Raw genomic sequence first — 15,995 nt, forward strand, 5'->3', positions numbered from 1 at the left:
ACCGGAGCGGGATCCCGCCGAGGGGAGCCGCGCGGCTACTGGTTCGAGAACGCGGCGTCGAACGACGCGGTCGGGGTCCTCCAGAGCAGCGAGCGGATGAAGCCGACGGCCTCCTTCGCGCCGTGGAGGCGGTCCATCCCGGCGTCCTCCCACTCGATGGAGATCGGGCCGGAGTAGCCGATCGACTCCAGCGCCCGGAACGCGTCCTCCCACGGGACGTCGCCGTGCCCCGTCGAGACGAAGTCCCAGCCGCGGCGCGGGTCGCCCCAGCGCAGGTGCGAGCCGAGCACGCCGGCGCGGCCGTTCTTCGGGCGCAGGCGGGTGTCCTTGCAGTCGACGTGGTAGATCCGGTCCTTGAAGTCGACGATGAAGCCGACCGGGTCGATGTCCTGCCACATCATGTGCGACGGATCCCAGTTGAAGCCGAAGGCCGGGCGGTGCCCGATCGCCTCGAGGGTGCGCACGCTCGACCAGTAGTCGTAGGCGATCTCGGACGGGTGCACCTCGTGCGCGTAGACCACGCCGTTCGCGTCGAACTCGTCGAGGATCGGGTTCCAGCGGGTCGCGAAGTCCTCGTACCCCTCGTCGATGACGGAGGCCGGGACCGGCGGGAACTGCGCCACGTAGGGCCAGATCTTCGAGCCGGTGAAGCCGACGACCACGTCCACGCCGAGCTTGCGGGCGACCCGCGCCGAGCGCTTCATGTCCTCGGCGGCGCGCTGCCGCACCCCCTCCGCGTCGCCGTCGCCCCAGGTGTAGTCGCGCACGAGTGCCTTGTGGCGGAAGTCGATCGGGTCGTCGCAGACGGCCTGGCCGGTGAGGTGGTTCGAGATGGCGAAGACCTCGAGGCCGTAGCGGTCGAGGATCTCCAGGCGCGAGGCGGCGTAGGCGTCGTCCTCGTCCGCGCGCTTGAGGTCGAGATGGTCGCCCGAGGCCGCGATCTCGAGTCCGTCGTAGCCCCACTCGGCGGCGAGCCGGGCGACCTCCTCGAAGGGCAGATCGGCCCACTGGCCGGTGAACAGCGTCACGGGGTGGGTGGCGGGGTAGGTCTTCTCGTCGCTCATGCGGCGATCTCCGTCCGGTCGTCGGCGGCGGGCAGGGTGACCCAGGCGCCTGTCTCGGCCGCGTCGAGCACGGCCTCGGTGATGCGCGCCGCGCGGAGGCCGTCGGCGAAGGTCGGCAGACCCTCCACGTCGGCGCCCGCCACGGCGGCGTAGGTGTCGCGGGCGAACGCCGTGAAGGCGTCCTGATAGCCCATCGGATGACCGCTCGGCACGATCGAGAGCCGGGCCGCATCGGGCGCGAGGATCGAGGCGTCGCGCGGCACCAGCAGGGCGCTGTCGCGCCGGCCGACCCACAGCGTCTCGGGGAGCTCCTGCTCGAAGCGCAGCGACTCCTCCAGCCCGGACACCTCGAGCACCAGCTCGTTGCGGTGGCCCGCGGTGACCTGCGAGACGAGGAGCGTGCCGACGGCGCCGCCCTCGAGCCGGACGATCAGGCCGGCCACGTCCTCGGTGCTCACCGGGCGGCCGCCGCGCTCGGCGTGGACGGTGCTCGTGATCGCGGCGAGCGAGTCGATCCGATCGCCGGTGACGAACTCCAGCAGGTCGACCAGGTGCGAGCCGATGTCGCCGAAGGCGCGCGAGCGGCCGCCGGCGGCCGGGTCGACGCGCCAGTTGTCGTCGGAGGCGCCCAGCAGCCAGTCCTGGAGGTAGCTCCCGCGGACCGTGACCAGACGGCCGGTCTCGCCGGAGGCGACGCGGGCACGGGCCTCGCGCACCATCGGGTGGAAGCGGTAGGCGAACGGGACGGTCGCCACCACGCCGGCGGAGGACGCGGCCGCAGCGAGCGACTCCGCCTCCCGCAGCGTCGCGGCGAGCGGCTTCTCGCAGACCACGTGCTTGCCCGCTTCGATCGCCGCGAGCGCGAGTGCGGCGTGCGTGGCGTTCGGGGTGCAGACGTGCACGAGGTCGATGCTCTCGTCCTCGATCAGGGCCCGGGCGTCCGGGTAGGCGCGCTCGACGCCGAGCTCGGCCGCCGCCCGCTCGCCCTTCTCCGGGGTGGAGGAGGCGACTCCGGCGAGCACCGCTCCGGCGCTGCGGGCCGCGCGGCTGTGCACGGCCGCCATGAAGCCGCCGCCGAGCACGCCGACGCGCAGGGGCGCGGGCATCAGGAGAGGGTCGCTTCGGTCGGGTCCCAGCTCTCGGGCAGTGCGGGGCGGGGCGTCACGGAGCTCGTGACGAGGACCTTCTCGCCGGTCTCGGCGGCCTCGAGGAGCGAGAGCATCACGTCGGTGACGTGGTACGCGAGGTCTCCGGAGGCAGCCTCGGGGCGGTCGGCCCGGATCGCACGGGCGAGCTCGAGCACGCCTGTGCCGCGGGAGGCGGTCGAGCCGGTCGCCGCGATGACCTCCGGCTCGGCGGACCCGCGGCGGTGCAGGGTGATCTCGCCGTCGTGCTGGTTCGGGTCGGGGAGGACGAGGGTGCCCTCGGAGCCGTTGATCTCGACGAAGCCGGTGCGCGGCAGGCTCGACTCGAAGCTCCACACGCCCTGGGCCGAGGCCCCGGACTCGAAGCGGAGCAGGCCACCGATGTGCGTCGGGATGGTCACCGGGAACTCGGTGCCCTCCTTCGGGCCGGAGCCCACGACGCGGGTGGCGCGGGCCTGGGACGAGACGGCGGTGACGCTCTCGACGGGGCCGAGGTTCTGCACGAGCGTGGTGATGTAGTACGGGCCCATGTCCAGCAGCGGTCCGCCGCCCTCGGCGAAGAAGAACTCCGGGTTCGGGTGCCACGACTCGGGGCCGGGGCCCTGGAAGAGGGTGAGGGCCGAGAGCGGCGTGCCGATGGCTCCGCTCTCGATCACGCGCTGCGCCGTCTGGAGGCCCGCGCCCAGGAAGGTGTCGGGAGCGGTCGCGACGCGCAGCCCCTTCTCCTTGGCCAGCGCGAGCAGCTCGATCCCGCTGTCGCGGTCGAGCGAGAAGGGCTTCTCGGTCCACACGTGCTTGCCCGCCTCGACCGCGCGGCGCGCGACCTCGACGTGCGCGGCCGGGATCGTGAGGTTCACGACGATCTCGATGCCCTCGTGCGCGAGGAGCTCCTCGACGGTGCCGGAGGCGGGGACGCCGAAGGCCTCGGCCTGGGTCCTCGCCCGCTCGAGGTCGATGTCGGCGACGAAGAGCACCTCGAGGTCGGGGAAGACGGTGAGGTTGGTCAGGTACTGGGTGCTGATGTTGCCGGCGCCGATGACGCCGACGCCCACGCGGCCGGTGCCGCTCATGCGCCGAGCCCCGAGACGTAGCGGTGGGCCGACTCCAGGCCCTCGAAGATGTCGCCGGCATAGGCGTCGAACTCCAGCACGGGCAGGGCCTGCGGAGCGGCGGCGAGGATCGCCGGGACGTCCATCGCGCCCTCGCCCGCGGGCAGCTGCTCCTGGGTGTCGGCCGAGATCGGGCCGTCCTTCACGTGCAGGAAGCGCACCTGGTCGCCGAGGCGTCCGAGCACCTCGACCGGGTCGTCGCCGCCGACTGCCGCCCAGTAGGTGTCGAGCTCGAGGACCATGCGCGGGTCGAGCAGGCTCGCGAGGTGCTCGAAGGCGCTGCGGCCGTCGACGCGGTTCTCGAACTCGAAGGCGTGGTTGTGGTAGCCGAGCACCAGGCCGCGGGCGGCGGCGGGGTCGACCAGAGCGTTCAGCTCGTCGGCGATGCGGGCGACGTCGTCCGCGGTGGTCCAGCGGGTCGGGTCGACGAAGGGGTCGATCACGGTCTCGACTCCGAGCGAGGCGGCGGTGTCGAGGATCTCGTCGACGGTGGCGTCGCCCTGCGGGCCGAGGAGGCGGGCGTGGGCGCTGGGAGCGCGCAGTCCACTGGCCGGGAGCGCCGCGCGGTAGGCGTCGGCGAGGTCGACGAACCCGAAGAGCTCGACCGTGGTGAAGCCGATCGCCGCGAGGCGGTCGAGGGTGGCGGGCAGATCGGCCGCGAGCGGCTCGCGCACCGAGTACAGCTGGACAGAGAGGTCTGGGGGTGTGGCCACCGGTGGGGCTCCTGATCGCATCGGAAGGTGTGCCTCGAACCCTACGCGGACTTTTGCTCACGGACAAGCAAAACTAGCCCTGCGCGCCCGCCAAGTCGGGCGCCCGCCGCACAGAAGCACGGGCGCTGTGGTTGACTCTGGCCATGTCCCCGCGCCGCCGCATCACCGTCAGCGCGGTCGGCGAGCTGCTGCTCCTGCTGGCCGACGGGGCGCCCCGGACGCGGGCCGACGTGGTCGCCGAGACGGGCCTGCCGCGCGCGGCCGTCTCCGCCCAGCTCGACGTCCTCACCGCCTCCGGCCTGGTCGCCCGGCAGGACGACGCTCCCTCCTCCGGAGGCCGCCCCGCCGCCCGCGTGGCCTTCGACCCCCGGGCGCGCACCCTCCTCGCCGTCGACCTGGGCGCCGCGCACGCCGTCGTCGCCCTGACCGACCTCGACGGCACGGTCCTCGCCCGCCGCCGCGAGAGCATCGCCATCGCCGACGGCCCCCTCGCCGTCCTCGGCCACGCCCTCGACGTCGCCGCGGCCCTGCTCGGCCGGACTCCGGCGGCGGGCCCGCTCGCGGGAGTCGGCGTCGGCGTCCCCGGACCCGTCGAGCACGCGACGGGCCGCCCGGTGAAGCCGCCGATCATGCCCGGCTGGGACCGCTTCGACATCCCGGAGTTCGTCGGCCGCCGCCTCCCCGTGCCCGTCCTCGTCGACAACGACGTGAACCTGCTGGCGCTCGGCGAGCACGCCGACCACTACGCCGACGTCGACGACCTCCTCTACGTGAAGGTCTCCACCGGCATCGGAGCCGGGATCGTCAGCGGCGGCGCCCTGCAGCGCGGAGCCCTCGGAGCGGCGGGCGACCTGGGCCACGTGCAGGTCCCCGGCGACCGCGGCGAGGCCGACCTCGAGGCGATCGCGAGCGGCTCGGCGATCGCCCGCCGGCTGACCGAGTCCGGGATCGACGCCGCCAGCACCTCCGACGTCGTCACCCTGCTGACCGGCGGGGACCCCACCACCGTCGAGCTCACGCGCGCCGCGGGCCGCGACATCGGCGAGGTGCTCGCGACCTGCGTGAACCTCCTGAACCCGTCCGTCATCGTCGTCGGCGGCAGCATCGCCCAGGCCAGCCACGAGGTCCTCGCCGGGGTCCGCGAGGTCGTCTACCGCCGCTCCCTCCCCCTGGCGACCCGCGCGCTCGACATCGTGCAGGCCGCGGCCCAGGGCGGAGGCGTCCGCGGTGCCGCCCTGATGGTCCGGCGCCACCTCCTCTCCCCCGCGCACGTCGACGCCTTCCTCGACGCCTGAGCCGCCGGCGCGGGCCGTCGCGCCCCGGTGAGAGGCCGCGGGTCGGCGTGCCGATTCGACCGGGCGCCGCAGGGGGCAGAGAATGAATCGGTGCCCGACCTGCAGCTCTCCTTCCCCTGGGAGACGCAGCCCGTCTTCACGGACGCCGAGCCCCCGCACCTCCGGAGGGTCGTCGCCGACTCCTCGGACCGCGTCGCCTGGCTCCGCGCCCGCTCGCGCGGCATCACGGCGACCGATGTCGCCCGCCTCTCCTCCCCCGCAGCGATCGGCAGGGCCGCGCTCGACAAGCTCTACGGCACCGGTTTCGGCGGCAACGCCTTCACCGACCACGGCCGCGCCCGCGAGCCCGAGATCGCCGCCTGGGTGCGGAGCGAGCACGCGATCGAGCCCAGCAGCACCCTCTTCCACGCGAGCCAGGAGCGGCGCCACCTCGCCACGCCCGACGGCATCGGCCTCCGCGAGGACGGCCGGCTCGAGCTCTGCGAGATCAAGACCACGACGAAGCCGTGGCGGAGCATCCCGCGCCACTACCTGCGGCAGGTCTTCTGGCAGCAGTACGTCCTCGGCGCCGAGCGCACGCTCGTCGTCTGGGAGCAGCACCGCGACTTCGTGCCGATCGAGGGCGAGCCGAACTCCCGCTGGGTCGACCGCGACGAGGACGAGATCCACATCCTCGTCCGCCTGGCGGGGATGCTGATGGCCGAGCTGCACGAGCGGACGCGCGCCCGGTGACGGTCCTCCTCCTGCACGGCCTGGGCGGCGACCGCTCCCAGCCGCTGGGGCTGCTGCGCTCCGCCCTCCCCGCCGGCAGCGAGGTCATCGCTCCGGACGTCCGCGCCCACGGCGCCTCTGAGCTGCTCGGCGCGCCCGGCGACTTCGCCCTCGAGGCGCTGGCCGACGAGGTGACGGAGGAGGTCGTGCGCGCCGGAGCCGCGCACAAGCCGCTCACGGTGCTCGGCATCTCGATGGGCGCCGCGATCGCCCTGCGCCTCGCGGTCCGACGCGTGCTGCCGATCGACCGCGCCGTCTTCGTGCGCCCCGCCTTCACCGCCGAGCCGCTGCCCGAGAACCTCACCGTGTTCCCCGTCATCGCGCAGCTGCTGCACGACCACGGAGCGAAGCGCGGCGAGCGGATGTTCCGCGCCTCGGGCCTGTTCGCGCGCGCCGCCGAAGTGTCCCCCGCGTCGGCGGAGGCGCTGACGCTGCAGTTCCGCTCTCCGCGCGCGGCCGAGCGCGCCGTCCGTCTCGCCCAGATCCCGCGGAACGCCGCCTACCGCGATTCCGGAGAGCTGGGCGAGGTCATCGCGCGCACCCTGGTGATCGCGGCCGAGCGCGACCCCGTGCACCCGGTCGAGGTCGCGGAGGCGTGGGCTAGGGCTCTTCCGGATGCGGACTGCGAGCGGGTGCCGTCGCGGGACGAGGGCTTCGCCGCTCAGCAGGACCGGATCCGCGGGCACGTCCGCGGCTGGCTCGCTCGGCGCTGAGGTCCTCGAGCGCGAGCACCAGGCCGACGAACGCGAGCCAGAGCACTGCGATCGCCGTCGCCACGAACTCGAGCGTGCCGCCGAGCCGCAGCCACACGCGCAGGAGCGACAGGATCCCGCCCGTCCCGGCGACGACCGCCACCGAGATCCCGGCGGCGAGCGAGAGCCGCGCGACCGCAGGGCGCCCCCGCACGGTCGCCAGCTGGAGCATCGCGGCGCAAGCGGCCCCGAAGCCGAGCACGGCGGCCGAGGTGTGGATGAGGTCCTGCCAGCGGAAGGCCGGCCCGACCGGCAGCGGGCAGCCCGCCGTGCAGGTCACCTGCGAGGCGAGCGCGAAGCAGGCGGCCGCCAGGAGGATCGCGCCCGCCGGGCGGAGGGCGGGGAGCAGGCGGGCGCGCACCGGCCAGGCGCCCGCGGCGATCAGCGCGCCGCCGGCCGCCACGAGCAGAAGAGCCGCCTCGAAGGCGCCCGCCGTCGGCAGGTCCGGCGCGCCCATCTCGCTGACGTAGACCCAGCGGCTGGTGCCGATGCTGATCCGGGCGGCCAGGAGGACCACGAGCCCGGCCAGGACAAGGAGGGCACCGCCGACCAGCAGGGTACGTCGGCGTCGCATCCCCTCATCGTGCCAGACCGGGCGCCCGCGGCTCCGCGCGCCAATCTTCTCCCGAGGGTGACACCCCCGTAACAGCGCCGACTCATTGCCTCGATTGACTGGTCGCGGCGTCGGATGCGGGGATCGGGGGCGACGTCCTCGGCACGCTCCACCCGCACGCCTCAGCGACAGGAAAGGCGACGATGCACACCAGCGCGCTCGGGCACGGCCTCGCGATCGGCGAGATCCCGGAGGAGGTCGTCCTCCCCGACACGATGACGGCGGCGGTGATCGACGCGCCGGGCGACGCCTCCGCCCTGCACCTGGCGACCGTGCCGACACCCTCCGCCATCAACGCCGAGTTCACCGTGAAGGTGGTCGCGGCCGGCGTGAACCCGCTCGACGCGAAGACGCGCGCGGGCCAGGGGGTCGCCTCGCAGATCGCCTCCTACCCTGCGGTCCTCGGCCACGACTTCTCGGGCGTCGTCGTCTCGAGCCCCTACCCGGCGCATCCGCTGCGGCCGGGCGACGAGGTCTACGGCTTCGTCATGGTGCCGCGCTACTCGGGCTCCTACGCGGAGTACGTCAGCGTGCCGAGCGTCTCCATCGCGCGGAAGCCGTCGACGCTCTCGCACGTCGAAGCGGCCGGCGTCCCGCTCGCGGCGCTCACCGCCTGGGGCATGGTCGTCGAGCTCGCCAAGGCGCACGAGGGTCAGCGGATCCTCATCCACGCCGGGTCGGGCGGAGTCGGCCACTTCGCGGTGCAGTTCGCCGCCTACTTCGGCGCCTCGGTGATCGCGACCGGCTCGACCCGCAACCTGCAGTGGCTGCACGAGCTCGGCGCCGCGCAGGTGATCGACCACACCGCCGAGCGCTTCGACGAGCTGCTGTCCGGCGTCGACGTGGTCATCGATCTGGTCGGCAACGTCCACGACGACACGGGCTCGCGCTCGCTGAGGGTCCTCCGCCCCGGGGGCCTGATCGTGAACGCGCCCACCGGGAGCTGGCCCGGGTTCTTCGAGGAGGCGGCCGCTGCGGGCGTGCGCGCCTCCACCTACCGCGTCGCTCCCGACGGGGCGACCCTGGGCGTGGTCTCGCGCCTGCTCGAGTCGGGCGACGTCCGCGTCTTCATCGACGGCATCTTCCCCCTGGCCCGCGCCTGCGAGGCGCACGAGCAGCTCGAGACGGGCCACACCCGCGGCAAGATCGTCCTCACCGTCTCCGAGGGCTGACCTCGGCGAGAGGCCACTCGGATACGCCACGCGGAGCGGATCGCGTACTCGGGTGGCGTCTCGCGGGGAGGGTCAGGCGAGAGAGCGCTCGAGGACGAAGTCGTCCTCCCAGCGGTCGCCGACGAGGAAGCGCTTGCGGCCGACGACCGCGAAGCCGTGCTTGGAGTAGAACCGCTGAGCACGCGCGTTCTCCTCGTTGACGCCGAGCCAGACGCCCGCGGCACCGTGATCCAGCGCCTCCTCGAGGGTCGCGGCCATCAGCGCGGCCGCCGCTCCGGAGCCGTGCCGGCCGGGCAGGAGGTAGAACTTGCTGAGCTCGACGGTCGGACGCAGCCGGATCGCCGCGACGACGTCGGCGTCGGCGGGCTCTCCGCGCACGAGCATCGCGTAGCCGGTCAGCGCGCCGGAGTCGTCGTCGACCAGGAGCGAGCGGAGCGGATCGGCGAGGTTGTCGCGGAAGCGCTCGACCGAGAGCACGGTGCGCACGAACTCGGCCATCGCCTCCGCGGTGGTGTGCGGCGGGCAGGCCAGCGGGAAGGTCGCGGCGGCCAGCTCGGCCAGGGCCTCGGCGTCGGCGGCCGACGCGCGGCGGACGGTCACGGGAGGCGCGACGGAGCTGAGCGGCGGATCACCGGTCCAGTATGCCGGGACGACGAAGGAGGGGGCCCGCCGAAGCGGACCCCCTCCTCACGTCAGTGCGTGCCCGGCTCAGGCCAGGACGTTGACGTCCAGCGGGATGCCGGGGCCGAAGGTCGTCGAGACGGCGGCCTTCTGGATGTAGCGGCCCTTCGAGGAGGACGGCTTGAGGCGGAGGATCTCGTCGAGCGCGGTCTTGAAGTTCTCCTGGAGCTGCTCCTCGGAGAACGCGGCCTTGCCCACGACGAGGTGCACGTTGGCGTGCTTGTCGACGCGGAACTCGATCTTTCCGCCCTTGATCTCGGTCACGGCCTTCGCCACGTCCGGGGTCACGGTGCCGGTCTTCGGGTTGGGCATGAGGCCGCGGGGGCCGAGCACCTTTCCGAGACGGCCGACCTGGCCCATGAGCTCCGGGGTCGAGACGGCGGAGTCGAACGAGGTGTACCCGCCCGCGACCTTCTCGATGAGCTCGGCGCCGCCGACCTCGTCGGCACCGGCGGCCAGCGCGGCCTCGGCGGCCGGACCGGTGGCGAACACGATGACGCGGGCGGTCTTGCCCGTGCCGTGGGGCAGGATGACCGTGCCGCGGACCATCTGGTCGGCCTTGCGGGGGTCGACACCGAGCTTGAGGGCGACCTCGACGGTGCTGTTGAACTTGGCGGAACCGGTCTCGCGGGCGAGCGCGACGGCCTCGTCGGCCGTGTAGAACTTGCCCTCTTCGAGCTTGGCCGCGGCGGCCCGGTAGGCCTTCGACTTCTGTGCCATGTTGTTTCTCCTTGAAACGAGAATGTGGTTCTAGAGCCTGGCGGGCTCTCCCACGGGGGTGATGGAGTTCTGGTGGTGCCGCGATCGCGGCCGTGCGTGCTGCTCGCGGGAGGCGGAGAGGTCGTGCGGAGGCGCTTCCGGACCGGGCACGCGACCCCGCTGAGGGCCCGCCGTCGGGTTCTCGAGGCTTCCGCGGTGGGTCCGCGCCGATGGGCGCGTTGCTCCCGCCGTCGAGCAGCGCGTCGCGCTACTCGACCGTGATGCCCATCGAGCGGGCGGTGCCGGCGATGATCTTCGCGGCGGCGTCGATGTCGTTGGCGTTCAGGTCGACCTGCTTCGCCTCGGCGATCTCGCGGACCTGCGCCTGGGTGAGCTTCGCGACCTTCACGGTGTGCGGGGTCGAGGAGCCCTTGGCGACGCCGGCGGCCTTCTTGATGAGCTCCGCCGCGGGCGGGGTCTTCAGCACGAAGGTGAACGAGCGGTCCTCGTAGACGGTGATCTCGACGGGGATGACGTTGCCGCGCTGCGACTCGGTCTGCGCGTTGTACGCCTTGCAGAACTCCATGATGTTGACGCCGTGCTGACCGAGCGCCGGACCGATCGGGGGCGCGGGGTTGGCCGCGCCGGCCTTGATCTGGAGCTTGATCAGGCCGGTGACCTTCTTCTTGGGGGCCATTCTAATTCCTTTTCTCAGGGTTCGAGCGGTCGGGGGCTCCCGGCCGCTCTCCCGCGCATCCGACGGTGCTGGATCGCGGTGGAGGAGGGTCGTCCGGCGCGCACAGGGGCGGGCGCCGACACGAAAACCCGTACGAGCTTACACGAGCGGGGCCACCCCCGACAGGGCGGAGGAGGGGCCGACGCCCGGGTGCGCGTGGGGCGGTGCCGGAGGGAGCGCCACCCGGAACGGCGAACGCCCCCTCCGACCTGCGGAGGGGGCGTTCATGCGCCGCGGAGGCGACGCGTCAGAGCTTGGTGACCTGGTCGAACGACAGCTCGACCGGGGTCTCGCGCTCGAAGAGCGAGACGAGCACGGTGAGCTTGCCGCTCTCGGGCTTGATCTCGCTGATCGAGCCGGGAAGACCCGCGAACGAGCCCTCCTTGATGGTGATGGTCTCGCCGATCTCGAAGTCGACCTCGGCGGGCAGCACGCGCTGGGCCTGCTTCTGGCCCTTGGCACCGGAGGTCTTCGAGGGGGCGACGTCCTTGATCTCGACGAGGCTCTTCAGCATCGTGAAGGCCTCCTCGAAGCGCAGCGGAGTCGGGTTGTGGGCGTTGCCCACGAAGCCGGTGACGCCCGGGGTGTGGCGGACGACCGACCACGAGTCCTCGTTGAGGTCCATGCGCACCAGCACGTAGCCGGGGATGCGCACCCGGGTGACCATCTTGCGCTGGCCGTTCTTGATCTCGACCACGTCCTCCATCGGGACCTGGACCTCGAAGATGTAGTCCTCGGCCTCGAGCGAGACCTTGCGGTTCTCGATGTTCGACTTCACGCGCTTCTCGAAGCCGGCGTAGGAGTGGATGACGTACCACTTGCCCGGCTTGCCGCGCAGCTCGGTGCGGAAGGCCTCGTACGGGTCGATGTCGGCGAGGTCCTCACCGGCGGACTCGGCGTCCTCGGCGGCGACCTCGGCCTCGTCCTCGACGGCCTCGAGGGCCGCTTCGGCCTCCTCGACGGTGTCGATGTGGGCGGCCTCGTCGACGGCGGAGTCGGCCTCGGGGTCGTCGACGGAGCCGATGGCGTCCAGCGCTGCCTCGAGGTCGGAGGCGAGGTCGTCCTCGGACTCGTTCTCGTCGATGATGCTCAGCGCACCCTGCTCGGCGGGCTCGACGGCGTCCTCAGCCTGCGACTGGACGTCGCCCTCCTGCTCCTCCTCGACCTCCGACGACTGCTCGGCAGCCGTCGCCCAGTCGACGTCGTCGCGGTTTCTGTCAGACACTCGTCACAACTCTCTCTCGATCGATCGGTCGCGCCCGTCGGGGCGCGTCCCGCTGTCGCCGGCACCCTCCGCTCGCGCGGCCCGGATGCTCTCGGGTCAGGCGGCGGGTGTGCCGAACACGTACGTCACGGCCAGGGCGAAGACCCAGTCGAGGAAGGACACCAGCGCCATCATGATGACGACGAAGATCAGCACGACCACGACGTAGTTGCCCAGCTCCTTGCGGGTGGGCGTCACGACCTTCTTCAGCTCGGCGATGACCTGCCGGATGAAGAGGGCGATGCGCGCGAACGGGTTTCGCCGCGCGGCTCGCTGCTGATTGGCGATCGCGACGACGTCCTCGCTCGGCTCGTCGACTGCTTTCCCGGCCACCTGCACGCACCTTTCCCGCACCGGAACCTCCGGTGTGGCCGACCGCCCGTCATGGGCGGCCCTGGACCGATGACCGCAGCGTCGCGGGGACCGCGTGCGACGGGCATCGATGTGCAGGGCGGACAGGGCTCGAACCTGCAACCTGCGGTTTTGGAGACCGCTGCTCTACCAATTGAGCCACCGCCCTATGGATGCCGTTGCGAGCATCCGAGGAGGAGACCGACCCGCCGCCCCACCGCCGCGACCCTCGCGGGCGCTGTGGATGAGGGCAGAGATCGACTACCTCGGACGAGTGTACGTGGACCCGAAGGGCGTGTCCAGCCGAGCGGCGGGGGGCCTCGGAGCCCCGTGCGCGCGCAGGATACGCTGGCCGTCGTGTCCTCCACCACGCGCATCTCCGCCCGCATCGCCGCCATCGCCGAGTCCGCCACTCTGAAGGTCGACGCCAAGGCGAAGGCCCTCCAGGCCCAGGGCCGACCGGTCGTGTCCTACGCCGCCGGCGAGCCCGACTTCCTCACTCCCGAGCACATCGTCGAGGCCGCCTCGGCCGCCGTGCTCGACCCGAGGAACTACCGCTACACCCCCGCGGCGGGCCTCCCCGACCTCCGCGCAGCCATCGCGGAGAAGACGGCGCGCGACTCCGGATGGGCCGTCGACCCCTCGCAGGTCGTGGTCACCAACGGCGGCAAGCAGGCCGTCTACCAGGCCTTCCAGACCCTCCTCGACGACGGCGACGAGGTGCTGGTGCCGACCCCGTACTGGACCACCTACCCCGAGGCGATCAAGCTCGCCGGCGGCGTGCAGGTGGACGTGTTCGCGGGCGCCGACCAGGGCTACCTGGTCACGGTCGAGCAGCTGGAGGCCGCGCGCACCGAGCGCACCAAGGTGCTCCTGTTCGTCTCCCCCTCCAACCCCACCGGCGCCGTCTACTCGGCCGAGCAGACCCGCGAGATCGGCGAGTGGGCCGAGGAGCACGGCCTCTGGATCATCGCCGACGAGATCTACCAGAACCTCGTCTACTCCACCGGCGACCAGGACGACGCGAGCCCGCTCGAGCACGCGACCTCGATCGTCGAGGCGGTGCCGGCCCTGCGCGACCGGACGATCCTCGTCAACGGCGTCGCGAAGACCTACGCGATGACCGGCTGGCGCGTCGGATGGATGGTCGGCCCGGCCGACGCGATCAAGGGCGCCTCGAACCTCCAGTCGCACCTCTCGAGCAACGTCTCGAACATCTCGCAGCGCGCCGCGATCGCCGCCCTCACCGGCCCGCAGGAGCCGGCCGAGGAGATGCGCCTGGCCTTCGACCGCCGCCGCCGCACCATCGTCGCCGAGCTGAACGCGATCGACGGGATCGAGTGCCCCACCCCCGGCGGCGCGTTCTACGTCTACCCCGACGTGAACGGGCTGCTGAACCGCGAGTGGAACGGCACCACCCCGACGACCTCCCTCGAGCTCGCCGACCTCATCCTCGAGCAGGCCGAGGTCGCCACCGTCCCCGGGGAGGCCTTCGGACCGAGCGGCTACCTCCGCCTGTCCTACGCCCTCGGCGACGACGCGCTCCTCGAGGGCGTGCGCCGCTTGCAGCAGCTCTTCGGCACCGTCTAGCCCCTCTCCTCCTGCGTCGTCGATCGGCCGCGGCCGGCTCGACGACGAGGTGCGTCGCAGAGAGCGGGATGCGCAGCGCGGATCGCCGGTCGCCCCTCGACCGTGCCGCACGGTGACGGCGGGTACTGCGACGCGCCTGTCCGACAGGTGAGGGGTGCCTGGCATCTCGGGGCGGGGAGGGCAAGAGGGAGGCGGAAATCGGGGATCACTGTCGCCGGAGGGGTGCGACAGGGCACGCTGTGACGATGAGCGAAGACCACGCCGTCCGAGTCCGCGACCTGCGGAAGGACTACGGGGGCGCTCCGGCGGTCGCGGGAGTCTCCTTCGACATCCACCGGGGCGAGACCTTCGCGCTCCTCGGCCCGAACGGCGCCGGGAAGTCGACGACCATCGAGATCCTCGAGGGCTACCGCGACCGCTCCGGCGGCGAGGTGTCGGTGCTCGGGGTCGACCCGCGCCACGGCGACCTGGCGTGGAAGGCGCGTCTGGGGATCGTCCTGCAGTCCAGCGGCGAGTCCGGCAACGCGACGGTCCGCGAGCAGATCGCGCACTTCGCCAGCCTCTATCCGCGACCGCGCGACGTCGACGAGACCATCGAGGCCGTCGGGCTGACGTCCAAGGCCCGCTCGCGCATCGGACGCCTCTCGGGCGGCCAGCGCCGCCGCGTCGACGTCGCCCTCGGCATCATCGGCCGCCCCGAGCTGGTGTTCCTCGACGAGCCCACCACGGGCTTCGACCCCGAGGCCCGCCACTCCTTCTGGGACCTGATCGCTCTGCTCAAGAGCGAGGGCACGACCATCCTGCTCACCACCCACTACCTCGACGAGGCCGCCCGCCTCGGCGACCGCGCCGCCGTGATCTCCGGCGGGCGGCTCCTGGCCATCGGCCCGATGAGCGCGATCGGAGGGGACGAGGCGCGCGTCCCGATCGTGCAGTGGCGCGAGGACGGCGTGCTGCACCGGCTGCGCACCACCGAGCCCGCCCGGACCGTCGCCGAGCTGCACTCCCGGATCGGGGAGCCGACGGCGCTCGAGGTCGTCCGCCCCAGCCTCGAGGACATCTACCTCGACCTCATCCGCGAGGACCGCGACGCGGTCGACCTGATCGGAGAGCCCGCGTGACCGCCGTCGCCACCCGCCCCCGCACCCTCTCCACCGGCCCGGCACGCACCGTCCGCCTCGGACTCGCCCGCGCCCGCTACGAGATCCGCTCGTACTTCCGCGCTCCGGACCAGGTGTTCTTCACCTTCCTCTTCCCGGTGCTGCTCCTGACGATCTTCTCGGTCGCGTTCGGCGACACCGCGGTGATGCAGGCGAACCCGCAGGACCCGGGCATCCCGATGGCGGAGTACTACGTGCCGGGCCTGGCCGCGGCCGGGATCCTGCTCTCGGGCGTCCAGAACCTGGGCGTCGACATCGCGGTCGAGCGCGGCGACGGCACGCTCAAGCGCCTCGCGGGAGCACCGCTGCCGGTCTTCAGCTACTTCATCGGCAAGTTCGGCCAGGTGCTCGTGACGAGCCTCGCGCAGACGGCCCTGCTGCTCCTCGTCGCGGCGACGGTGTTCTCGGTCGAGCTGCCCACCGACAGCGGGCGCTGGGCGACCTTCGCCTGGGTCTACCTTGCAGGAGTCGCGACGTCGGCCATCCTCGGCATCGCCGTCTCCGCGCTGCCCCGCTCGGGCAAGAGCGCGACCGCCGTGATCGTGCCGCCGCTGCTCGTGCTGCAGTTCATCTCGGGGTCGTACCTGTCGTTCACGACGCTGCCGGACTGGCTGCAGAACACGGCGAGCGTCTTCCCGCTCAAGTGGATCGCGCAGGGCATGCGCGCCGTGTTCCTGCCGAGCGGATTCGAGGAGGCGGAGGTGAACGGGTCCTGGGACCTCGGCGGCGTCGCGCTGGTGCTCGGGATCTGGCTCGTCGTGGGGCTCGTCGCCTGCCGCTTCGGCTTCCGCTGGATCCGCCGCGACAGCTGAGCCGGAGGAGGCCGCGGCCGGAGGGCGCGCGTCCCCGGGAGCGCGGGGCCTGCGCGCGCAGACCGCGC

At 72.5% G+C, this 15,995-nt stretch carries 17 protein-coding genes and 1 tRNA gene; 7 read left to right on the forward strand and 11 right to left on the reverse strand.

All coding sequences use genetic code 11. The annotated features are described in order from the left end of the window. Window positions 1-35 precede the first annotated feature (35 nt). Genes C5C27_RS03525 through C5C27_RS03540 form a run of 4 tightly spaced genes read right to left on the reverse strand, consistent with a single transcriptional unit; the run spans window position 36 to window position 4,031 of the window. Window positions 36-1,064, reverse strand: coding sequence for a sugar phosphate isomerase/epimerase (locus tag C5C27_RS03525; protein WP_181133436.1), 1,029 nt, complete (start codon window positions 1,062-1,064; stop codon window positions 36-38). Then, entirely contained in the window at window positions 1,061-2,170 is a 1,110-nt protein-coding gene (locus C5C27_RS03530; RefSeq protein ID WP_104313643.1) for a Gfo/Idh/MocA family protein, read from the reverse strand. The genes C5C27_RS03525 and C5C27_RS03530 overlap by 4 nt, the downstream gene beginning before the upstream one ends. Continuing rightward, a complete protein-coding gene (locus tag C5C27_RS03535; protein WP_104234231.1) occupies window positions 2,170-3,279 on the reverse strand; it encodes a Gfo/Idh/MocA family protein in 1,110 nt (369 codons plus the stop codon). Before C5C27_RS03535 ends, C5C27_RS03530 begins: the two co-directional genes overlap by 1 nt. After that, the gene (locus C5C27_RS03540) at window positions 3,276-4,031 is read right to left on the reverse strand and encodes a sugar phosphate isomerase/epimerase (RefSeq protein WP_258066488.1); all 756 of its coding nucleotides are present in this window, start codon (window positions 4,029-4,031) and stop codon (window positions 3,276-3,278) included. The genes C5C27_RS03535 and C5C27_RS03540 overlap by 4 nt, the downstream gene beginning before the upstream one ends. A 143-nt stretch (window positions 4,032-4,174) precedes the next feature. On the opposite strand from C5C27_RS03540, the gene C5C27_RS03545 reads away from it, so the two are divergent. The 3 genes from C5C27_RS03545 (at window position 4,175) to C5C27_RS17885 (ending at window position 6,810) form a co-directional block, all read left to right on the forward strand. Then, a complete protein-coding gene (locus C5C27_RS03545) occupies window positions 4,175-5,326 on the forward strand; it encodes an ROK family transcriptional regulator (protein ID WP_104238282.1) in 1,152 nt (383 codons plus the stop codon). A gap of 99 nt (window positions 5,327-5,425) precedes the next feature. Next, entirely contained in the window at window positions 5,426-6,058 is a 633-nt protein-coding gene (locus C5C27_RS17880) for a YqaJ viral recombinase family protein (protein ID WP_104238303.1), read from the forward strand. Then, a complete protein-coding gene (locus C5C27_RS17885) occupies window positions 6,055-6,810 on the forward strand; it encodes an alpha/beta fold hydrolase (protein WP_181125664.1) in 756 nt (251 codons plus the stop codon). The genes C5C27_RS17880 and C5C27_RS17885 overlap by 4 nt, the downstream gene beginning before the upstream one ends. Here C5C27_RS17885 and C5C27_RS03555 read toward each other — a convergent pair. Then, window positions 6,698-7,423: a DUF998 domain-containing protein gene (locus C5C27_RS03555; RefSeq protein ID WP_104223635.1), complete on the reverse strand. Its 726-nt coding sequence runs from the start codon at window positions 7,421-7,423 to the stop codon at window positions 6,698-6,700. The two genes, C5C27_RS17885 and C5C27_RS03555, sit on opposite strands and share 113 nt — an antisense overlap. A gap of 182 nt (window positions 7,424-7,605) precedes the next feature. Between C5C27_RS03555 and C5C27_RS03560 the strand changes: the two genes are divergently transcribed. Then, complete coding sequence (locus C5C27_RS03560) at window positions 7,606-8,634, forward strand: NADP-dependent oxidoreductase (protein ID WP_374952914.1); 1,029 nt, start codon at window positions 7,606-7,608, stop codon at window positions 8,632-8,634. A gap of 72 nt (window positions 8,635-8,706) precedes the next feature. On the opposite strand, the gene C5C27_RS03565 is transcribed toward C5C27_RS03560, so the two are convergent. The 6 genes from C5C27_RS03565 to C5C27_RS03590 all read right to left on the reverse strand — a co-directional run bounded on the left by C5C27_RS03565 (window position 8,707) and on the right by C5C27_RS03590 (window position 12,534). Continuing rightward, window positions 8,707-9,234, reverse strand: a complete 528-nt coding sequence (locus C5C27_RS03565) for a GNAT family N-acetyltransferase (protein WP_104313645.1) — start codon at window positions 9,232-9,234, stop codon at window positions 8,707-8,709. A 108-nt stretch (window positions 9,235-9,342) separates the two neighbouring features. After that, window positions 9,343-10,035, reverse strand: a complete 693-nt coding sequence (gene rplA, locus C5C27_RS03570) for a 50S ribosomal protein L1 (RefSeq protein ID WP_104257179.1) — start codon at window positions 10,033-10,035, stop codon at window positions 9,343-9,345. A gap of 247 nt (window positions 10,036-10,282) precedes the next feature. Further along, on the reverse strand, window positions 10,283-10,711 hold the full coding sequence (rplK, locus tag C5C27_RS03575) for a 50S ribosomal protein L11 (RefSeq protein ID WP_104223632.1): 429 nt from the start codon (window positions 10,709-10,711) through the stop codon (window positions 10,283-10,285). Window positions 10,712-10,997: 286 nt separating this feature from the next. Continuing rightward, the gene (nusG, locus tag C5C27_RS03580; protein WP_104223631.1) at window positions 10,998-11,975 is read right to left on the reverse strand and encodes a transcription termination/antitermination protein NusG; all 978 of its coding nucleotides are present in this window, start codon (window positions 11,973-11,975) and stop codon (window positions 10,998-11,000) included. A gap of 96 nt (window positions 11,976-12,071) precedes the next feature. Next, on the reverse strand, window positions 12,072-12,347 hold the full coding sequence (gene secE / locus C5C27_RS03585) for a preprotein translocase subunit SecE (protein ID WP_068208793.1): 276 nt from the start codon (window positions 12,345-12,347) through the stop codon (window positions 12,072-12,074). Between the two features lie 114 nt (window positions 12,348-12,461). Beyond that, window positions 12,462-12,534: transfer RNA gene (locus C5C27_RS03590), tRNA-Trp, on the reverse strand. Window positions 12,535-12,713: 179 nt separating this feature from the next. On the opposite strand from C5C27_RS03590, the gene C5C27_RS03595 reads away from it, so the two are divergent. The 3 genes from C5C27_RS03595 (at window position 12,714) to C5C27_RS03605 (ending at window position 15,927) form a co-directional block, all read left to right on the forward strand. Beyond that, complete coding sequence (locus C5C27_RS03595; RefSeq protein ID WP_374953347.1) at window positions 12,714-13,955, forward strand: pyridoxal phosphate-dependent aminotransferase; 1,242 nt, start codon at window positions 12,714-12,716, stop codon at window positions 13,953-13,955. A gap of 245 nt (window positions 13,956-14,200) precedes the next feature. After that, window positions 14,201-15,076: an ABC transporter ATP-binding protein gene (locus tag C5C27_RS03600; RefSeq protein WP_104254889.1), complete on the forward strand. Its 876-nt coding sequence runs from the start codon at window positions 14,201-14,203 to the stop codon at window positions 15,074-15,076. Next, entirely contained in the window at window positions 15,073-15,927 is an 855-nt protein-coding gene (locus C5C27_RS03605; protein ID WP_104313646.1) for an ABC transporter permease, read from the forward strand. The genes C5C27_RS03600 and C5C27_RS03605 overlap by 4 nt, the downstream gene beginning before the upstream one ends. The last annotated feature ends 68 nt before the right edge of the window (window positions 15,928-15,995 follow it).

This window comes from Rathayibacter sp. AY2B7, from assembly GCF_002931635.1.
Taxonomy (GTDB): domain Bacteria; phylum Actinomycetota; class Actinomycetes; order Actinomycetales; family Microbacteriaceae; genus Rathayibacter.